17 protein-coding genes are annotated in these 19,766 nt (G+C 43.9%); 6 read left to right on the top strand and 11 right to left on the bottom strand.

Going from position 1 to position 19,766, the window contains the following annotated elements; translation table 11 throughout:
* Positions 1-48: 48 nt before the first annotated feature.
* From ribA to ABD036_RS09105, 4 genes are all read right to left on the bottom strand, one after another.
* The gene (ribA, locus tag ABD036_RS09090; protein WP_343858955.1) at positions 49-672 is read right to left on the bottom strand and encodes a GTP cyclohydrolase II; all 624 of its coding nucleotides are present in this window, start codon (positions 670-672) and stop codon (positions 49-51) included.
* 79 nt (positions 673-751) lie between these two features.
* Positions 752-3,622, bottom strand: a complete 2,871-nt coding sequence (locus tag ABD036_RS09095; RefSeq protein ID WP_343858957.1) for an EAL domain-containing protein — start codon at positions 3,620-3,622, stop codon at positions 752-754.
* 23 nt (positions 3,623-3,645) lie between these two features.
* The gene (locus ABD036_RS09100; RefSeq protein WP_343858959.1) at positions 3,646-3,960 is read right to left on the bottom strand and encodes a DUF3630 family protein; all 315 of its coding nucleotides are present in this window, start codon (positions 3,958-3,960) and stop codon (positions 3,646-3,648) included.
* Entirely contained in the window at positions 3,948-5,384 is a 1,437-nt protein-coding gene (locus tag ABD036_RS09105; RefSeq protein WP_343858961.1) for a protein adenylyltransferase SelO, read from the bottom strand. The genes ABD036_RS09100 and ABD036_RS09105 overlap by 13 nt, the downstream gene beginning before the upstream one ends.
* Before the next feature lie 182 nt (positions 5,385-5,566).
* On the opposite strand from ABD036_RS09105, the gene ABD036_RS09110 reads away from it, so the two are divergent.
* On the top strand, positions 5,567-5,887 hold the full coding sequence (locus ABD036_RS09110; RefSeq protein WP_343858963.1) for a c-type cytochrome: 321 nt from the start codon (positions 5,567-5,569) through the stop codon (positions 5,885-5,887).
* Between the two features lie 102 nt (positions 5,888-5,989).
* Entirely contained in the window at positions 5,990-6,652 is a 663-nt protein-coding gene (locus ABD036_RS09115; RefSeq protein WP_343858964.1) for a glutathione S-transferase, read from the top strand.
* 9 nt (positions 6,653-6,661) lie between these two features.
* Here the strand turns inward: ABD036_RS09115 and recQ are convergent, their stop codons facing one another.
* Positions 6,662-8,485 (bottom strand): DNA helicase RecQ, encoded by a 1,824-nt coding sequence (recQ, locus tag ABD036_RS09120; RefSeq protein WP_343858967.1) that lies wholly within the window; start codon positions 8,483-8,485, stop codon positions 6,662-6,664.
* Between the two features lie 130 nt (positions 8,486-8,615).
* On the opposite strand from recQ, the gene ABD036_RS09125 reads away from it, so the two are divergent.
* The 3 genes from ABD036_RS09125 (at position 8,616) to ABD036_RS09135 (ending at position 10,516) form a co-directional block, all read left to right on the top strand.
* On the top strand, positions 8,616-9,104 hold the full coding sequence (locus ABD036_RS09125) for a thioesterase family protein (RefSeq protein ID WP_343858970.1): 489 nt from the start codon (positions 8,616-8,618) through the stop codon (positions 9,102-9,104).
* 80 nt (positions 9,105-9,184) lie between these two features.
* Complete coding sequence (gene rlmF / locus ABD036_RS09130) at positions 9,185-10,102, top strand: 23S rRNA (adenine(1618)-N(6))-methyltransferase RlmF (protein WP_343858972.1); 918 nt, start codon at positions 9,185-9,187, stop codon at positions 10,100-10,102.
* A 63-nt stretch (positions 10,103-10,165) separates the two neighbouring features.
* On the top strand, positions 10,166-10,516 hold the full coding sequence (locus ABD036_RS09135; RefSeq protein WP_343858975.1) for a hypothetical protein: 351 nt from the start codon (positions 10,166-10,168) through the stop codon (positions 10,514-10,516).
* Between the two features lie 92 nt (positions 10,517-10,608).
* On the opposite strand, the gene ABD036_RS09140 is transcribed toward ABD036_RS09135, so the two are convergent.
* The 6 genes from ABD036_RS09140 to ABD036_RS09165 all read right to left on the bottom strand — a co-directional run bounded on the left by ABD036_RS09140 (position 10,609) and on the right by ABD036_RS09165 (position 18,767).
* A complete protein-coding gene (locus ABD036_RS09140; protein WP_343858977.1) occupies positions 10,609-11,418 on the bottom strand; it encodes a bestrophin-like domain in 810 nt (269 codons plus the stop codon).
* Between the two features lie 91 nt (positions 11,419-11,509).
* Positions 11,510-12,448, bottom strand: a complete 939-nt coding sequence (locus ABD036_RS09145; RefSeq protein ID WP_343858979.1) for an ATP-grasp domain-containing protein — start codon at positions 12,446-12,448, stop codon at positions 11,510-11,512.
* A gap of 46 nt (positions 12,449-12,494) precedes the next feature.
* On the bottom strand, positions 12,495-13,517 hold the full coding sequence (locus tag ABD036_RS09150; protein WP_343858981.1) for a mechanosensitive ion channel family protein: 1,023 nt from the start codon (positions 13,515-13,517) through the stop codon (positions 12,495-12,497).
* A 27-nt stretch (positions 13,518-13,544) separates the two neighbouring features.
* On the bottom strand, positions 13,545-14,882 hold the full coding sequence (locus tag ABD036_RS09155; RefSeq protein ID WP_343858983.1) for an ABC1 kinase family protein: 1,338 nt from the start codon (positions 14,880-14,882) through the stop codon (positions 13,545-13,547).
* A gap of 107 nt (positions 14,883-14,989) precedes the next feature.
* Complete coding sequence (locus tag ABD036_RS09160) at positions 14,990-16,021, bottom strand: DNA topoisomerase IB (protein WP_343858985.1); 1,032 nt, start codon at positions 16,019-16,021, stop codon at positions 14,990-14,992.
* A gap of 70 nt (positions 16,022-16,091) precedes the next feature.
* The gene (locus ABD036_RS09165) at positions 16,092-18,767 is read right to left on the bottom strand and encodes an EAL domain-containing protein (RefSeq protein ID WP_343858987.1); all 2,676 of its coding nucleotides are present in this window, start codon (positions 18,765-18,767) and stop codon (positions 16,092-16,094) included.
* 426 nt (positions 18,768-19,193) lie between these two features.
* Here ABD036_RS09165 and ABD036_RS09170 point away from each other — a divergent pair, with 426 nt between their 5' ends.
* Complete coding sequence (locus ABD036_RS09170) at positions 19,194-19,640, top strand: DUF3010 family protein (RefSeq protein ID WP_343858989.1); 447 nt, start codon at positions 19,194-19,196, stop codon at positions 19,638-19,640.
* The last annotated feature ends 126 nt before the right edge of the window (positions 19,641-19,766 follow it).

Raw genomic sequence — 19,766 nt, forward strand, 5'->3', positions numbered from 1 at the left:
CAATGATTTTGGAGGGGGCCTAGCAAGGCCCTCTTTTTTATCTAGGGGTTATTTATCTTTAAATAAATGCGGGTCAAATTGATGGCCCATTTTTTCTGTCTTGGTGCGTAGATAATTTCGATTGTCTAGGGTTAAACCATGATCGATTGGAGTGCGGCTCACCACGTTGATGCCCATGTTTTCCAAGGCTTTGCGTTTCTTGGGGTTATTGGTCATTAAGGCGACTTTATCGATCTTTAATGTCTCTAGCATCAATTTACAAATTCCATAGTCGCGCAGGTCTGCATCAAAGCCCAGGTGCTCATTTGCTTCGACGGTGTCCATACCCGAGTCTTGCAGTTTGTAGGCACGGATCTTATTGAGTAACCCAATACCTCTGCCTTCTTGGCGCAAATATAACAGCACGCCTTTACCTTGCTCGACGATATTTTGTAGGGCTTTTTCCAATTGGAATCCACAGTCACAGCGGGTGCTAAACAACGCATCTCCGGTCAAACATTCGGAATGGATCCGAATCGGCACCACATCGTCTGCCTGCCATTCACCGTACGACAACGCAACGTGTTCCTGCTGACTGCTTGTTTCTACGAAGCCGTGAATAGTAAATTGTCCAAAGCGAGTAGGCAGCATGGCCGAACTTACATATTCAAACTGGTTGGTAGCATGACTCATAAAACGTGGTTTGCCTTAAAAATTGAAAAAGTAGCACAAGAGGCTGACTATATGGGCATGTTTACCCAAAACACAAGCGTTAATCGATGGTTTTACAGGGCTTAAAGTCTGTTAAGGGGGCAGGTTTAGCGATGCCAAAGCCTTGTGCAAAATCAACCCCAATTTTTCCCAGCTCAATCATGATGTCTTTGGACTCCACAAATTCAGCCACCGTGCGCATTGACATAGCTTTGGCCACATCTTTGATTGAGCACACCATCGCCATATCCACCGGATCTAACAGCATGTCTTTTATAAAACTACCGTCAATTTTCACACAATCCACTGGTAAATGCTTCAAGTAACTGTAAGAAGAAAAACCACTACCAAAATCATCTAAGGCAAAGGTGCAGCCTAGTTTTGTGAAGGTATTGATAAATCTCAGGGTTTCATCCAATTTTACAATGGCCATGCTTTCGGTAATTTCAAAACAGATCTTGTCATGGGGAATGCGATATTCATCAAAACACTGTACGACTTCCCGTTTGAGGTCGTTATCTGCCAACGAATGGCCGCTTAAGTTAATATTGCAGGTATTTAGCTGTTGTAAGTGCTGTGGGTTTGCAGCTAACCATTTGAAGGTATGCTTGATCACCCATTTATCGATTTGCGCGGTCAATCCGTAACGCTCTGCGGCCGAGAGAAAAACGGAAGGGGGAATGATATTATCTTGCTCGTCTAGCATTCTGAGTAATATTTCGTAGTGGTGACCGTCGGCTACTTTAGATAATGGGTAATAGTGCTGATAGTAAAGACAAAAACGATCTTGTTCTAAGGCGTTGGTTAGCTGTGATACCCACTCCAATTCATTCTCATAGCGTTTCGTTTTATGATCTTCATTAGAGTATTGGTGCACTTGATTGCGCCCTTGCTCTTTGGCAGCATAACAAGCCGCGTCAGCCATACTCAACAACTGTTCAGGTGTATCTACCTGGTCATTCCATTGAGCGACCCCTATACTGATGCCCATGGCAAAAATGTGGTTTTCCCAATTGAATCGGTATTGTTCGATCACCTTTAGCATTCGATAGGCTATTTCCATAGCAAAATCGGCATTATCACCTTCTAAAATGACCCCAAATTCGTCACCACCCAATCGCGCAAGCAGTCCTTTTCCCATTACTTCATCATTGAGCAATTGCGACAATTGCTTGATCAACGCATCGCCGGCTTTGTGCCCACAAGTATCATTGACCAATTTAAACTGATCTAGATCCATATAAAGTAAGATCAGTTCCTGTTTCAATTGCTTGCTGTGACGAATAGCGTCACGTAATTTTTGCTCGAATTCACGGCGATTATAAACGCCAGTCAAGGAGTCATGAGTCGCTAGGTACTCTAAACTGATATTCGATTGCTTTTTCTCAGTGATGTCAAAAATAGAGCCAAAGAAAAGATCCTCTTGAGTATCGCGAGTCAGTTGTACTGATATGCAAAACCAAAACTCACTGCCATCTCGCCTTAATCCTTTGATCTCTTTTCCCAAAGCCTTGCCATTTTGATAGATCTCTTTTAAGAGCAACTCTCGTTCACTGGGATTGGCGTATAATTGTGATGTGTCTTGCACTTCCTCAAGCATTTGTGTTTCGTCTTGATAGCCAAATAACGAGGCCATTGCCGGGTTGGTAGTGACTAACTTACCTTGCTTGGTTGAGGTATAAAGGCCTTCTGCAGAGTTGCGAAATAAATCGTAGAAGTGATGTAAATTGTCAATTAAATTCTGTTGATGTACTTGTTGAACAAAGGCAACTGACTTTTCATGACTGGCAATTGCCGCCGCAATCAACAACAAACCTAGCATCATGATGCCGGAAATAGTGACGTCCATCTCCAACGATGAGTGGGTTCCCGATAAATACAGACTGACGTTCAACATGGCGGTCGCGCTGATCACTAACCATCCCAGCGCATAAAGTCGATTGGGCGTATTGTGCTGACGGTTTTGATAGATAACGGCTAAGCTCAGGTGCAGCAACACGGCGATTGTTGTTAATACCGAGCTAATCACAATTTGCCAGTAACTGTCGAGTATTGGCGCAATGGCTAATAAACCGATGGCTAACAAATAAGACATGAATCGCCATAACATCGGCACATTCGCCAACATTGCGTGGCACACTTTAGCGGCCGCCAAAATGATGATAGCAATCAACACACTGATAACGGAGGATGAATAGGCTCCTAATCCGGTTACTTGACTTAGCGTGCCTTGAATGGCCAAAAAAAGCAGTAACAGTCCAAAGTTTGCTATCGCGAACCAAAATCGTATTGGGCTTCTTAGCATCATGTAGGTTAGTAGGAAATAGCAAAATAGCATCACCAGCGCGCCGCTGACCAAGCTAATAAACATGCTATGATATTGTTCTTGAATGACCCGCGCGCTATCACGCCAAAGCTCAACCGAATAGGCCGCTGGACCATCGTCTCGGATGCGCATGTATATTTGCTTTTTTTGCCCCGGTAACAACTCAATGGGCAGTACGAAATTGCGGTGAAGGTTACTTTGTAAAACCGTATCGCGCTTACTGCCAACCAGGAAAGAGCCTAGGATCCGACCTTTATCATCTAATACGTAGGCATCGAGGTAATCAATCGATGGGTTGTTAATTACCACCGCAAAAGTGGCAGGTTGGTTGCCCAAATAATCGACCGAAAAACGCGACCACAGCGCCTGCTTTTTGGTTAAAGGCACATTTTTTCGCTCTATGGTCCAATTTGTTGCATGCTGAATTTGCGATAACTGCATGCGCTGCGGAGTGCGGACAAACTCCATATGGTTGAGAAGCGCCACCTGCTCGGTGCTATCATCGACTAATACGGTTTGAAGGTCGCCGCTGTTTTGCGCATTCACGAATAAGGCTAAGCTCCATAGCCCTAATAGTGTCCAGATCCTTTTTTTTAAATTCGACAACAGATTGTGTTACCTATTAACGTCTAGTTTAACTGAGTTAGCAGTGATGCCAGGGTCTGCGCCTCGTATCTACCAACGGCCTCTATCCAAATCGCTTCGCATGTGCCTTCAAAGCATAATATATACCTAGTGTTGGTAACAACAAAATGGACCTGTGCTCGGTCTACGCCTTCAGAAATATCGGTAATTTGAAAACCTTGTTCAGTTGCCAAATCATTTGCCGCTTGAATAAACTCCTGCTGTTGCGGAAATCTATCACACTGAAAATTAATCACTTCGCCTTGCTGTACCCAAAATGCATTGCTGTCAGTTTGGCGGTCATTTATTAGCTTGAACATGAGATTTCCATTGATTGCCCCCACTCCGGAGGCGCTTTGGCATAATCTTGATAACGCGAATGCTCCGCAAAAGGTGTAGCCAAGATCTCCAGTAGGCGTTCACATTCGGAAAAATCGCCTTGCTCGGCCTTATCAATAGCAACTTGTGCTAAATAGTTACGCAACACATATTTTGGGTTGATGGCATTCATGCTCTCACAACGAGCTTGAACCGAACGTGAGTCCAATTGCACGCGCTCTTGATAACGACGATACCATGCTTTAGCTTGAGAACGGTCAATGAAATGATCGGCAAAGCGGGTTTCATTGAGCTCAGGCTCACTGAGCAATCGAAAGCTTAAGGTATAGTCCCGTTGATTTTGTTCCAGCATTGTTAGCCAGTCATTAACTAATAACATGTCACTTTCTTGGCTTTGAACGAACCCCATTTTTTGGCACATTAAATGGGCGTACTGATCGCGTAAAACAACTTCGTATTGCCCTAAAGCTAGCTTGATGTGTTCGACACTCAAATGCGGGGTGAATGCATGTGCTAGTGCATTCAAGTTCCACAAGGCTACACCGGGCTGCTGATCATATGCGTAGCGACCCGCGTGGTCGGAATGATTACATATATAATCAGCTTGGTATCGGTCTAAAAAGGCATAGGGCCCGAAATCAAAGGTAATGCCATGAATCGACATGTTATCGGTATTCATCACACCATGACAAAAGCCGAAGGCTTGCCATTTTGCGATCAGCTTTGCTGTGCTGGTGACGATATTTTCCAGTAATGCCAAATGCGGATTGTCGGTTGCCTGACATTCGGGGAAGTGCTTTTCCAAGGTATACTGAAAAAGCGCATGTAATTTGTCGTGCTGTTTTGTGTGATAAAAATATTCAAAATGTCCGAAGCGAATATGGCTTTGGCAGGCTCTAATGAGCATCGCTCCGTGTTCTTGTTTCTCTCGGTACACCGGCTCGTTGGAAGCAATTAAACATAAAGCGCGTGAGGTAGGTATGCCTAATCCATGCAAGGCTTCACTGGCTAAATACTCGCGGATACTAGATCGTAGCACTGCTCTGCCATCACCAAATCTAGAATAGGGTGTCTTGCCGGCCCCTTTTAAATGCAAATCCCAAGAAACGTTATCTTTGCCGTTGATTTCTGCCAACAGTAAACCGCGGCCATCACCTAAATCAGGATTCCAGCCACCAAATTGATGGCCGCCATACTTTTGTGCGATCGGATGCTGATTCAACACACCCTGCGGCGTGAACAGTGCTTCCAGCAGCCGTTGTTCTTGAGACAATTCGGCTGGAAACTGGATCTGCTCTGCAAGCTTGCTATTGAACAAAGCCAACGACGCTTGGACCAGCGGAGTTACCTTCACAGGAGAGGATAAATCGGCAAGTTGTTTGGCGTAGGAGTGATCGAAATGCACTAGGAAACCTGTATAGTATTACAATGTACTATAGTTTATCCTGACAGCGCACCATGTGGATATGGTTATCCAAATAAAAATGATTAACAGGTGATGAGATTGTTTTTGTTTGCGTAGCCGAACCCATGGCATTAGCTTGGTCTAGGCGACTTATTTTTCTTCTAAATAGTACGAGGTATACAATGAAATTTCATAAAGCAGCCTTAATCGCAGTACTTGCAACAACCAGTTTGCTGGCTTCACATGCCTTCGCCGGAGATGCAGCAAAAGGTAAAGCCAAATCTGCCACCTGTTCAGCCTGTCACGGTTCAAATGGTATCGCTCAGATCCCAATGTATCCTAATTTGGCTGGTCAAAAAGAGCAGTACTTGGTTTTGCAACTCAAGGCATTTCGCAGTGGCGAGCGCAAGAACATGGTTATGGCGCCTATGGCAGCCGGTTTAAGTGATGAAGATATTGATAATCTTGCCGCTTACTATGCAAGCTTGAATCCCGCGGGATAACATTTTACCAAAGGGCACACCAAGTGCCCTTTTTATTTTTTTCAATCTAATTGCCTTTCGCTTCCGTATAATGCGCAAATGATCATTAATCAGGGACCTATCATGATAGTTGTACATCACCTTAATAATTCTCGTTCACAACGTATACTCTGGCTTCTAGAAGAGCTTGGCGTTGACTATGAAATTAAGCATTACAAGCGCGATGCAAAGACCAATCTAGCACCGAAAACCCTAAAGTTGATCCATCCACTGGGTAAGTCTCCTGTGATCACGGACGGCGATGTCACAGTGGCTGAGTCAGGCGCCATTATCGAATATTTAATTACCACTTATGGTGCGCAATTTCAGCCAGAGCCGCAGACACAAGCGTCTCGCCAAACTAGCTATTGGCTGCACTTTGCCGAGGGTACGTTAATGCCACCGCTGGTGGCGAAACTGGTGTTGGATAAGGTTCGCTCTAAAGCCAGCCCGTTTTTTGTCAAGATGATTGCCAGCAAGATCGTCGATAAAGTGATGGCCAGTTACTATTCCCCGATCATCGAAACCAATATGTCGTACATCAATACGCACTTGCAAAATAATGAATGGTTTGCCGGTGACAAACTGACGGGTGCCGATTTTCAAATGAGCTTTCCTTTAGAGGCGAGTGTGGCCAGAGGCGCTGGTAAGCAATATCCAGCGATTGCGGCTTTTGTCCAAAAGGTCCACCAACGTGAAGCCTATAAACGCGCGCTAAATAAGGGCGGCGATTACGATTTCGCTTAAGGGGGAAGGTTAACCAGGCGCGTTTAGATGGTTGCTAATAAGTGCTAAAAAGCGCTCTCCATAACGCTCTAATTTGGTACTTCCTACGCCACTGATAGCCAAAAATTGCTGTTCGCTTTGCGGCATTTGCTCCGCCATATCCGCTAAGCTGGCATCACTAAATACCACAAAAGGTGGCACTTCGTCTTGTTCGGCAATGGTTTTACGCAGATGCTTCAATTTAGCAAACAAGGCCCGATCATAATAACGCTTATCCGATTTACGAGTTTTCTTGGTGTCCAGTGCTAAACGCGGAACCGCTAGAGATATCTGCCGCTCAGATTTGAGCAATGGCCTAGCCGCTTCGGTTAATTTAAGGGTGGCACCTTGGGTAATATCAATACGCAACAAGCCCTGATGTATTAATTGATTAATAATGTTGTGCCAGTAGGCATCTGATTTTTCTTTACCAATTCCATGGGTACTGATTTTGTCGTGTTGCTGTTCGACGATGCGCTTGTGGTTCTTGCCGCGCAATACATCGATCACGTACTGACTGGCCACTGTTTGCCCTAATCGGTAAACACAGGAAAGCACTTTTTGTGCTTCTTGAGTGCCATCGAAACGTTTTGGAGGGTCGACACAAATGTCACAGTTACCGCAATGCGCAGCACTGTATTCGGAAAAGTAATTTAACAGCACTTGTCGACGACAGGTTTGTGCTTCGGCAAAGGCTTCCATGGCAGCAAATTTTTGTAACTCGATATCGTGACGTTCGGTGTTTTCGCCCATGCTGATCCATTGACGAATACGCGCGGCGTCTTTTTCATCAAATAACAAAAGGGCTTCCGCTGGCATACCATCGCGTCCAGCACGCCCCGTTTCCTGATAATAAGATTCAATGCTGCGGGGTAAATCGAAATGTACTACAAAGCGCACGTTGGACTTATTGATACCCATACCAAAGGCGACGGTAGCCACTATCACGTCAATGTTGTCTTGGATAAAGTCGCGCTGAATTTTTTCACGGATCTCTGGTTCCAACCCCGCGTGATAACCGGCACAGCGCACCCCTTGCTTTGCCAGTTTTACGCTTAATTCATCGACTTTGGCTCGACTGTTACAATACACAATGCCGCTGCCGTCTTGGTCTTTCACATATTGAATGAGCTGGTCTACGGCTTTGTATTTGGCCAGCAGGTTGTAGCGAATATTGGGTCTATCAAAGCTGCTTCTAAACACAAAAGGGGATTGTAACGCCAGTTGCTGCGAAATATCTGCTCGGGTTGCTATGTCAGCGGTGGCGGTAAGCCCCATCATCGGTGTATTAGGGAAATGGCGCTTCAATTGACCCAGTAGTCGATAATCCTGCCGAAAATCATGTCCCCAATGGGAAACGCAGTGGGCTTCGTCAACTGCAATTAAACTGACATTGAGACTATGCAGTCGATCGATAAAATCTAACTGCATCAAACGCTCAGGTGCCACATAGAGCAATTTAAAATGCCCGTCTTGCAACTGCCGGTAAATATCCAGCAATTGTTCTCTGGGGATTGAAGAGTTGATGAAGGTCGCAGCAACGCCCGACGCGATAAGACCGTCTACCTGGTCTTTCATCAGTGAAATCAGCGGTGAAACCACGACCGTAATGCCAGGAAAAATAAGTGCTGGCACTTGATAACACAGTGATTTGCCACCACCTGTAGGCATAAGCACCAACGCATCTCGGCCACTTAGTACTTGTTCGATAACTTGTTTTTGTCCCTCTCTGAATTGGTCAAAACCGAACACACTTTTTAGCACCGTGGCGGCATCGGTTTGGATGGCGTTTGAGATTGGTGAGAGTTTCGACAAAAAATGACCTTATTAATAGTGGCGAGATAGAATACAAATCAGCGGCATTTTACCCAAAAATCCAAGATTGGTATATGCTAGTCCTTGTACAAATGCATGATTCATAATTAAAGGCTAATTAAAGACCAATATGACAGATAATGACCTGAACACAACTGTACCTTTGAGCACAGAAGCACTTTCCGAACACGTCACACAACTATTTAGCCAACACATGCCGTTTAATCAATTGCTAGGATTGCAAATAAATAAAATCAGCCATGACAAGGTCGAAATCAGAATGCCTTGGAATGATAAATTGATGGGTAATCCGATCAAAAAAATCCTGCATGGCGGGGTCACCGCCGCTATCCTCGATACGGTGGGGGGGCTTATGGCCATTCTCTATGCGACCAAAGACATTGATAACATCAGTATCGATGAGTTTCGCAAAACCTTACCTAATGTGGGTACTATCGATATGCGTGTGGATTATCTCAGGCCCGGTAAAGGCGAAGAATTTATTGCCACCGCTGAGGTTATCCGCAAGGGCAAAAAAGTAGCAGTGTGTCGCATGGAATTACACAACGAAGCGGGTGTGCACATCGCTTTTGGCACCGGTACTTACATGATTGCTTAAGCCAGCACACATTGAGCCACCGCCCAAGACGTTATCGATAGCCTGACTAATACGCCATAAAAGCAAATTGAAAAAAGATTATGCATCCACGAAATTTACATAAAGACGGCTATGATTTTACGGTTTTAGTTCGTGCGTTACCGAGTTTGAGTGATTACTTGCGGGTGAATCCGGCAGGACGTCAAACCATCGATTTCGCCGATCCTAATGCGGTGAAAGCGCTAAATGCCGCGTTACTGAAACACTATTATCGGGTATCTCAATGGGATATTCCGGCTGGCTATCTTTGCCCTCCGGTACCAGGTCGTGCTGATTACATTCATCACATTGCTGACTTATTAGCAGAATCAAATAATGGCGTTGTGCCGACAGGCAATGCAATTCGAGGCTTAGATATTGGCACTGGTGCTAATTTGATCTATCCAATTATAGGCAAACAGCTCTATGATTGGCGGTTTGTCGCTTCTGATATCGACAAAAAAGCGCTGCAAGCGGCCAAACTCATTCAATCTATGAATGCGCCACTTAACAAGTCGATAGATGTGCGCTTGCAAACAGATGCGAGCTGTATTTTCTCAGGTATTGTCGGTCATCAAGATAGCTTTAGTTTTAGTATGTGCAATCCACCGTTTCACGCCAGTGAACAAGCAGCAAGCCAGGGTTCGATGCGCAAACAAGTTAACTTGGACAGGCATCAACGCAAGCGCAAAGGTGCTGGAGCAACGAACAGTCAAAGCAAACCACTACAACCACTGAATTTTGCGGGTACCAATAATGAGTTATGGTGTGACGGTGGTGAAGTGGGCTTTATCTTACGTATGATTGAACAAAGTGCGGAATACGCTAGGCAAATTGGCTGGTTTACCTGCTTGGTGTCAAGCAAGGAGAGCTTGAAACCGCTCTACAAAAAGCTGGATAACTGTGACGTCAGCCAATACACAACAATAAAAATGGGCCAAGGCAATAAGCAAAGTCGTTTTCTTGCTTGGCGTTACTAAAAATTGCTGGTTGGGTATTGGTGTAATCCAATCTAGCATTGAGATTAAAAGGTAATAGTGTTGATGAATAAACATAAGATCTGGCTTGTTCTGATTGTCAGTGTGCTCTGTGTCTGGACGTATAAGATTTATAACACCACTCAGGCTTATCACACCGCTATAGCTAACATAGAAAACCATGATGAGATTGAAGCGGCGCTTGGCAATTATCGAGTTACCTACGATTGGTGGTTCGGTGTGTTTAGAGCCTTACGGTATGGCAAGATCCAAGAATTCGAATTTCACTTAAGCGGCGATAAAGACGATGCAGTCAGCGTAGTCGAGGTAGTGAAAGACGGAACTATTTGGGAAGTAAGTTGCATCAATGTGGTGAACGGCAAGTATCTAAATAATAGAATCATTCAAGATTGTTAATTTGCAGTTGAATGATGATGTTGAGTAAATTTGAAGCTGGGTGAGGTTAGCCGTCCCACCCAGCTTTTTATTTTTACTACTTTGAAAAATTGCTAACGCTGCAATGCCTGATATTGATTAATTTGAATCAAAGTATCGGTCAAGCTATCTTGATTTACCTGAATTAGTCCCCGTCTGGGTCTATCTAGATCGACCACCATAAACACCACCAAAACGATCAATCCAGACATCAGAACTGTAGGGAACGTAGGGCGCTTTCGATGAAGACCGCTGGTATAACCCAGCATGCCTCCGGCAGTAACGAAAACTAAAAATAGCAGAAACAACACGGGTTCTGGTACGTGTAATCTAAGCAAAGCAGAGCGTTTATTTTCAATATAAATCATATTGGAAAGTGACTGAAAATAGCCGTTCGCAACGGCTGGCTTTTCTTCACTGTCTAAGATGTTTTGGGCAAGCACAATGAGCTGTGATTGAAGTTTGCTGACTTGATCGTTAAGCCCTCGTCTTGCTTCTTGATTGGCTAAATCTATGTCGCTAAGTGAAATGCGCATGAGCAAATATTGTTCGAGTAGATCCAGAGCCTCAAGTTTGTGGCTGCCACTGAGCAAGCTTGCTTGCATAGCCGCTTTACTAATTGCTCCTGATTCCTCAATCACAATATTGCTTCTAGTGTCATAGCGCTGCAACGACATGCTAAATGTGAAGCCGAGTAACAATGCCAACAAGCCCACGATACCCGCTTGAATCGCCGCGGTTTGTGGTTTGACTTCTTCATTATCATCAGGCGATTGAAAACGTCGACCCAACAAGTAGCACAACTGATTTACTGCCAACATACTAAACAGCAATGCTAGGGCAATGACCATACTATTTTTATCGTACATCAATTCGTTACTCACAGTGATCCTCAAAGCAAAGCGCTTTTAGAAAGTTCGACAGAATGAACGCGTATGAAATTTTCGTCAAGTAAATTGGCATGAATCTACCGTGTTACAGACTGCCCAGTTGATTTTGCAAATAGGTCGCCAGTTCAAGCATGGCAAATTGTCCCGCTTTGCCTTCGGCGTCAGAGTTATAGTTGGTGTTGGTATTGACGTCATAAGCGTAGCTATTTCCATCGGCATCTTGAATCGCCTCGATACCCGCTACTTGAATTTTATTGGCAAATAGAAAGTCTTCGTACTGTTCAATAAATGCAGGTCGATAGTCTTTCAATATCTCAAATTTGGCTTTGGGCTTAGCTTGCTCATTATCGGTTGGGCAAAGTAGATCATCGATTGAACACGCATCCGCAGGGCACAATTCGAATCCCTCAGAAGTGTCGACTTTAACCCCATATAGGAACTTTCCACCGATAAACTCGTGACGAATAATATAAGGTTCAGGGGCTTGAATATATTGTTGAACTAGTGTGATACCGTCAACGGGTTCATCAAAACTAGGGCTTTGAATATAGTCTTGCAGGGCTTCCACTGAGTGAAATAAATAAACCCCTTGTCCTTTTCCGGCTCGATTATGTTTGGTGATAAAAGGCGCCATGCCTAATGACTTAGCCGCTTCAATGATATGCGGTTTACCCACCGCTGCGATTGTCTTTGGCGTTGCGATACCTGCTTGGTTTAATGCCATGTATTGATTGGCTTTGCTCACTTCTAGGCGCAAAGCGCGAGTGCCATTGACGACCTTGCGCCCGTGTCGCTCTAGCCAGGCTAGGACAGCTTCGGTGAATTCAGGCGCAAACCGATGATCTCTGGTGTGCGATGAGGCGCTAATACGGTTATAGAAAACCCCTTGAGGCGGCTCACTGGACAAATCAATCAGTCCTTCATCTAAATGCCACAATTCATACGGAACCTTTAATTCTTCAAGTCTGTTTTTTAAATGGACAGTCCATTGGTTATTTTCGTGCAGTACATACACTTTACGCATCTTTAACACTCTTTTGATATGTGTTCATGAGGTTGGGTTGAATCATTTAATCCGCACTGTTTTTTAGTTTTTCGGTCAGCGTGGCGATTTTGTTGCTAATGTTTGTTTTTTGCTCAGCATCGGCCGAGCTCAGTTGTTCTTTTAGCGACGTTATTTGCGCTTTTACCGATTCCACTTTTTGCTCTTTTTGTTCAGCCGCTTCGGCTTTGTCGAATATTACCTCTTCCACCGCAGGTGCGTCGTCTTGTTGTTTTGCAGTCTGTTTGGGCGGGATCATTTTCAATTCATCGGGTAAGCGGCGTTGATTCATAAAGCTCGGTGACATGATCTCAATTTGGCTGTCATGCAGCACATCAAGCACCTCACGATTCAGCATGGTACGCGAGCTAATTAAGCTTTTCACTTCCTCTAACTTTCCGCTGATCTTATAGGTAATCGAAAAATCACCTAACTCCACAATATGCACGAAGGGGTCGGTTAATCCGCAGTTCTCGGCGGCTTGAGTAAGCAATGAGGTTATTGTGGAATGATGGATATCGTAACCCAAAGACAGACTGGTAGAGATAATTGTACCGGTCGAGCGGGTAACCGATATAGGGTGGGTGATCATGAAAGTATTAGGTAGGGCTACCAAATCGCTAGCCTCTGTTTGTATCTCGGTATCCAGCAACCCTCTTTCAACCACTCTTCCGAAGTAAGTGTCCACTTGTATGAAATCACCCGTTTTAAAAGGGGTGGTGATCCTCATCATAATACCCGCGAGTAAATTGGCGAAAATCGTACTGGAAGAAAATGCAAATATGCCTGAAAGGACCAGCCCGACCAGGCCGATAATTTGATTTCTCGAACTATCGCTTATCGGCAGCGCTAAAATAATAACCAACACGCCAACAATGCTAAGACCGAGCATGGTCAATTGTCGGGAAAATAGTTTTTCGTTACCTAATGCAGCATGACGCTTGATAAGAAATACATGAGCTAGCCACAATGTGACGACTACGACGATTATCGTGAGTGCCAATGGCAAACTTAAAATAACGAAATTGAGCAAGTCTTCCTGTGAAGGCATAAAATAGTGGTTTCCAGCAAGTGAGTATCAGCAGTGTATCGTTTTGTTTAGGTAAGGCGCAAACAAAGTACGTACATCTACCTGCGCTTTAAGTTTAATTGCTAATAAAAATAATCCGGCTAGCTTACGATGCAAGAAAATGGTGTTGGCTGGTGGCGTGTGTGCATAACTTTTGTCGAAACCCAATGCCATGCCTTGCTCTCGCAATCGCTGTAATAATTTGGACCCCGCGAAGTCGTATTTACCGACCGTATAAAGTGGTTCACATGCCACTAAACACATGTCAAAAATGGTATTCATTACGGGTTGTGGTAATCGATCATGAATGAGCTGTAATGACAATACGATCTCAGGAATCGCTTCGCGATCTTGTTGGTAACCGGCACTCATTAAATCCATATAACCTTGCGCCATAGCACTACTGTATTCACGGGTAGCACCGAAATCCAACAGCACAATTTTATGGCTTTGAGAATCGTATTGATAGTTAGCAAAATTGGGATCGGTTTGCACCAGTTGGTATTCGAATAATTCCACAAATAGTAATCGAAACAGCTGCTCGATAATGTGATCGCGCAATGCCTGTGGCGCATCAACGAGCGACTCTACGGGCTCGCCGTCGAGGAACGTCATTGCTAAAATATTATCTGAACTAAGCGTTGGCTCGACCTTAGGCATGACAAACACATCATCGTCTTTGACCAATTGCGCATATTGTGCAATGCGTTGGGCCTCTAGCACATAGTTGGCCTCATCGTGCAATTGTGCTTTTGCTTCCTTGAGCAACGGTTTTATATCGATATCCTTGGGCAATAAGCCCGACAGTTTAATTAACCCAGCAACATTATCCACATCACTGTTGATGCTTTGTTTGATCCCCGGATATTGGATTTTAATTGCGAGGCGTTTGAGATCTGAGGTGATTGCTTTGTGCACTTGACCAATGGAGGCGGCAGCGATGGGTTGCATGGGGAATTGAATAAACTGGGATGACCATTCTTCGCCCCATTGCTGTGATAGTACTTCTACTAATTCTTTTTGTGGCATTGACTTGGCATCTGAGCGCAATCTGGCAAGCAAATCAGATAATGCTTCTGGCAGCATATCGCCGGCATCCATGGATATCAGTTGACCTACTTTCATCGCTGCGCCACGCATCTGAGCTAACTGATCGGCGACTCGCATGACGTTTGATGGAGTCAGCAACAAATCTTTCATCTTCGGGCGGTTACCCTTTGCGAGCTCTGACACCCCTTGGGCAACCATATTGCCCGCTATTTTAGACGCCATTGAGCCAAGTTGAGTGAAACGCGAAACCCTGCCTTTAGGGATTTTCGCTTGTTCAGAATCCGAATCATCGCTCATATTAAGCTGCCATGAAAATTAACAGAGTGAAGGTAAACTAGCACAGCGAAACCTCCGGTGATACAAGGTTGGTAGTGACTATGGTTAATAAGCCAATAACCTTGGTGTTAAGCATTTTGTTTGCCATTGTATTGAGTTAATAGGGTCAGTATATGTTGTTCAGATGGGCTTAACGATGGATCATCAATCGGCATGTCGGGGACGTCTTTGACCATTACACTAGTCAACTCTTGAGTGGAAATGGCCGCCAATAGGGTGGGATGAATATAATAGGTTCGACAAACGCTGGGCGTGTTGCCAAGCTGTTTGGCGACTGTTTTGACTAGTATTGTTTCTAGCTTTCTGCGCGGATACTGACGCTTTTGTGCATGGCTCTCGGGCAATAGTTCGTATGCCAATCGCGTGCCCGTCCATGTTCTAAAGTCTTTGCATGTGAAATCATCACCAATGATATTTTGGATGTAGTCATTGACCTCATCACTGTCTACATCTTGCCACTTTTGCTGGTCATCTTTGAAGCGAAACAGGGTATAACCCGGCTGCTGACTGGCTTGAGTGATCAGCTTCACTAATTTATCGTCATCAATTTCAATGTGCCGTGATTTACTGCTTTTACCAGTAAATTTAAGACTCAGTGAGTTATCTTCGACTTCAACATGCTTTCTTCGAAGTGTCGACAAACCATAACTTTGATTGCGCTGTGTATATTTAGGGTTGCCGATTCGAATGCCGGTTTCATCGAGGATCAACACCATCAAGGCTAATACTTTGTTTTTTGGCCAACCAGGGCTTTGCAAATCAGCTAAACATTGGCTTCTTATCTGCGGCAAGCGACTGGCAAATTCAATCAGTTTGGCGAATTTTTCGGCTTGTCGTTGTTGATGCCACAGGTCGTGGTAGATGTACTGCTTCCGCCTTTTTAAGTCGATACCCGTGGCTTGAATGTGGCCTACCGGTAATTCACAGACTCTTACGTCTTGCCACATCGGGGGAATAACTAATTTTTTGATCCGAGCCAGTTGTTTTTTGCACGACATTTTTTCTCCATCCAGATAAAAATATTGAAACCCTCTGCCGTATTTTTTTCTGGTTATGGTGAAATGCTCATCACTGGATTTGATCAGCTTGATGTCGCTCATATGCTGGTTTCCTAATAAGTCCCCTGTTTGTCAATTACACTTATTGATAGTCTCAATGCTGCAATGCAGATCAGGTCGCTTTGATAGGCTGTGCGTCTGGCACGCCGAAGTAATACCCCTGACAATAATCAATTCCAAGCTTTTTAACGAACTCATACACGGCTTCGCAATGCACATATTCAGCCACTGTCTTAATTTCTAATGCTTTGGCGCACTCAACGATGGCCTTGGTAATTAATTGTGAATTGGGATCAGTATTGATGTTTTTAATTAAACTACCGTCAATTTTGATGTAGTCGATATTAAGGCTCAACAAATGGGTAAAGTTAGAATAGCCAGCACCAAAGTCATCCAATGCGACACGACAACCCAGTTTGCTGACTTTATCAATGAAGGCTTTCATTTGATCATATTCTTCTATTTTGTCGGTTTCGTTAATCTCGAAAGTAATGCGATGTAAAATGTCTTTATTAGTGTCCAACCACGCACTCAAAAATTGGTTTGACTGATTGTCCTCGACATCAAGCGCCGACAAATTCAAGGTGATATTAATGTCATTTTGAACACAGGCTCGTGCGCTTTGCTCGAACATTGAGTGGCTAATAGAATGGTATAAACCACAGTATTTTGCGGCAGGGATGAATTCATTCGGTGATATCACCACATTGTCTGGCTCGACAATTCTGGCCAGACATTCATAAGCAAATATTCGCTTGCTGCGAGTGCTTACTATGGGTTGGTAAAAAGGTACAAGCAGGCCTTTTTCCAACGAGTCGCGAATGCGATTGATTAACGACACATTTTTACTAAGATCTCGTTTGGGCTCCATCGAAGGATTGTAAAAGTGTTGTTTATCAAATTTAGTTTTGGCTACTCTTACCGCCTGCATCGCTTTGTCCAAAGTCCCTGTTGGCAGCTCGGTAGCATATTCTGAGATACAGACTCCGGCGGATAATGAAAACTTCAAGGCGAGCTGTTTTACTTTCACTGGAGAATCATTTACCGATTGCACTAAAGCATTGAGCGCGTTGGTTAATTGGCTACTCCCTAGATTATTGATCAAGACAGCAAATTGATTGGGCGCGATTTTATACAACACCGCATGGTCTATTCGTTCTGCTACTTGGGCTAATCGCCTTTGGATCCTAATGGTTAATTCAGCCATGAAGTTCTCACCTAAGAAATCGACCAATCTATCGAATTCAATGAGCTCTAGTACTATCAAGTTTTGTTCAGTGTCGCTGAGGTCTTTTAATAATCGTGCTTTGTTGCCCAATCCGGTTAGCAAATCGGTATATGCGGCTTTACTAAGCTGTTCATTTTGAGATTTAATTTTGTCGAAACTGTCTCTTAATGAGTCTTGCATAATGGCGAAATTATCGGCCAATGTTTGCACTTCGTCTTGAGTTTGAATTTTTACCGAACCACTAAAATCGGCTTGGTTAATACGCTGTGTCCATTGACTCAAACGCACAAGGCTAATGGTCAGCGTTTGTGCAACTGACGACAGCATGGTGTAACTCAATAGTACTATCATAGCGATCAATACCAAGTTAACGAAAATCACCCGCTTAATCTCGCCGCCATACATTTTCACTTGAATCGCTGCGGCGTAGTATCCGTAACGTTTACCATGAATATCAATAGGTACCAATAGGTTACTGAAGCCCAAAAATTGTCTTGCCCAGTATGTTTCTGAGGTCTCAATTTTTGATATTTTCTCCGCAGGGTGTGCTGTCATGAAGTTTGGCATGGGGACAGTATTGGCGCTGTCGAGAAGTGGACCAAAAACACCCTGCATATAGTACTCTTCAAGTGACTCGTAACCAGCTTGCGACACTCTCTGGTTCTGCAAATCAGTGTTTTGTTTTCGGTTTTGAATATGGACTAATTCAAGCTTGTTAGTTAACAAGGCGAGATCGGATACCGTCACTTGCAAGATCGACGATTGATTCTTTTCAACCCGTGTTTTTGCCTGCCATAACAGATCTTTCATCGCCCTTTTAATCTCTGGGTTTCGTAACAACAGATGATTTTCAGTTTGTCCTTTTTGGATACCTAGATGGAGGCTATGGACAGCATCAACCACCGCATGTTTAACGAATTGTCGATATTCCAAGAGCTGATATGACAGCAGCAATAAGTTGGAAAAAAACAGTATGGTGATTGTGGCAAAAACAATTTTTCGCGCCACCGGCATGCGCCTATTGAGTAACCACAATAGAAATTTTTCGAGTCCGAAGTAGGCGATAAGGAAGGCGAAAATGACCAGTGATGCAAATTTTATGATGGTCAGATAAGCCCGATAATCAGGGAACACAATTAATGAATTAACAGCACCAAAGGAATCACTAACCAGACTATCGTTCGAAGGATCGGGTAACCAATAGGGCGTGCTGTCGCCGCTTAGATAAACAACGAATTTATACTGTGTATCGCCCACTGGCAAACGTATGTTGCGTTTCCAAATACCGTCTGTTACTTCGTCTAATGCATAAGCGGGGTTATTCGTAGACCAATCAGAGAAAAAACCAGTTACAAACACCTTTTCGATATCGGCATCGCTTGGTAGGTCGTACTCTCGCGCAAAATCAGCATCTAACGGTTCCTCAAGCGTCATGACATGAGAAACGGTGTTATCTGGCGGAATGGTTGATGCAAAGAAGTCGGCAGCAAAGAACAAAAAGATAGGGCAAGTTATGAATAAACTGCGCCAAAGCCGTCTTCGGTGTTTCAATGGATTCATTCAATCAGTTCGTTATTTATCAGGGGGTTTAGTGTAGCACTGTTTGAAAAATTTATGCGCTTTGAGTTAGTTAACCTGAACTTTGGATAAAAACTGCCCATCAATAACGCCCTTTTTGCGCCTATCTGCGTTGAGCTTTCCAACAATAGGCCAGCTATTAAGCACGAAAATTCGTCTTGATAATCGTAAAAGTGGCATCATTGATGACTGCTTTTGAAGTTTCGTTTTTACTTATCATCACTAGCACGATGAAATAATCATGACATATTGATTTGCTCGACACATCTTATCCTTCAGTTCAGGTTACTTAGGTACTTATTACCAAAAGGGAAGGAAAATGATGCGAAGCATAAAAATCATCACACAACTTTATCAATCGCCACGTCATTGGGTTATAATCGTGACAATTATTTTTGGAGAATGTTTATGAGAGTGTGTGGCGTTGAGTTGAAAGGCAGTGAAGCGAATCTGTGTTTGTTATCCTTAGATCGCGATGTATTCCATATTCCAGAGTGTCGCGTACGCAAATTGACCTATCCAAAGCCTGATAGCACCGAAGAAATCCGCAACTTCCAATTTACTTTCAAAAAGTTGATGGAAGATTATAAAGTTGAACATGTGGCAATTCGCGAGCGTCACACGAAAGGTAAATTTGCCGGTAGCGCTGTGGGGTTCAAACTCGAAGCTGCTATTCAACTGATCGAATCATTGCAGGTAACGGTAATGACCCCGACTAACATCAAAGAAACGCTGAAACGTAATCCAATCCCTGTTGCCTTTGAAGAAACCGGGTTGAAGATGTTTCAAGAAAGTGCATTTAGCGTGGCATATGCCTATCTGATGAAAGATAAATATCAAGGCCCAGAAGAGTAAGTCATCTGAGCTCGGGAAGGTTAGGACTATCCTGAGCTCCATTTAGTAATCGACATTTCGGCTAAAAATTAAGCAAATAATCGAAAAAGCTCCTAATCTATGACTAGCAGTTGGATAAAGCTAGCA

It is taken from the genome of Aliiglaciecola litoralis, assembly GCF_039523355.1.
In the GTDB taxonomy this organism is placed as follows: domain Bacteria; phylum Pseudomonadota; class Gammaproteobacteria; order Enterobacterales; family Alteromonadaceae; genus Aliiglaciecola; species Aliiglaciecola litoralis.

Coding starts and splice junctions, on each gene's coding strand:
- ABD036_RS09125 (WP_343858970.1), top strand. CDS start 8,616: ATGACAGATAATGACCTGAACACAACTGTACCTTTGAGCACAGAAGCA.
- ABD036_RS09150 (WP_343858981.1), bottom strand. CDS start 13,517: ATGCCTTCACAGGAAGACTTGCTCAATTTCGTTATTTTAAGTTTGCCA.
- ABD036_RS09165 (WP_343858987.1), bottom strand. CDS start 18,767: ATGAATCCATTGAAACACCGAAGACGGCTTTGGCGCAGTTTATTCATA.
- ABD036_RS09160 (WP_343858985.1), bottom strand. CDS start 16,021: ATGAGCGACATCAAGCTGATCAAATCCAGTGATGAGCATTTCACCATA.
- ABD036_RS09100 (WP_343858959.1), bottom strand. CDS start 3,960: ATGTTCAAGCTAATAAATGACCGCCAAACTGACAGCAATGCATTTTGG.
- rlmF (WP_343858972.1), top strand. CDS start 9,185: ATGCATCCACGAAATTTACATAAAGACGGCTATGATTTTACGGTTTTA.
- ABD036_RS09135 (WP_343858975.1), top strand. CDS start 10,166: ATGAATAAACATAAGATCTGGCTTGTTCTGATTGTCAGTGTGCTCTGT.
- ribA (WP_343858955.1), bottom strand. CDS start 672: ATGAGTCATGCTACCAACCAGTTTGAATATGTAAGTTCGGCCATGCTG.
- ABD036_RS09115 (WP_343858964.1), top strand. CDS start 5,990: ATGATAGTTGTACATCACCTTAATAATTCTCGTTCACAACGTATACTC.
- ABD036_RS09170 (WP_343858989.1), top strand. CDS start 19,194: ATGAGAGTGTGTGGCGTTGAGTTGAAAGGCAGTGAAGCGAATCTGTGT.
- ABD036_RS09145 (WP_343858979.1), bottom strand. CDS start 12,448: ATGCGTAAAGTGTATGTACTGCACGAAAATAACCAATGGACTGTCCAT.
- ABD036_RS09155 (WP_343858983.1), bottom strand. CDS start 14,882: ATGAGCGATGATTCGGATTCTGAACAAGCGAAAATCCCTAAAGGCAGG.
- ABD036_RS09110 (WP_343858963.1), top strand. CDS start 5,567: ATGAAATTTCATAAAGCAGCCTTAATCGCAGTACTTGCAACAACCAGT.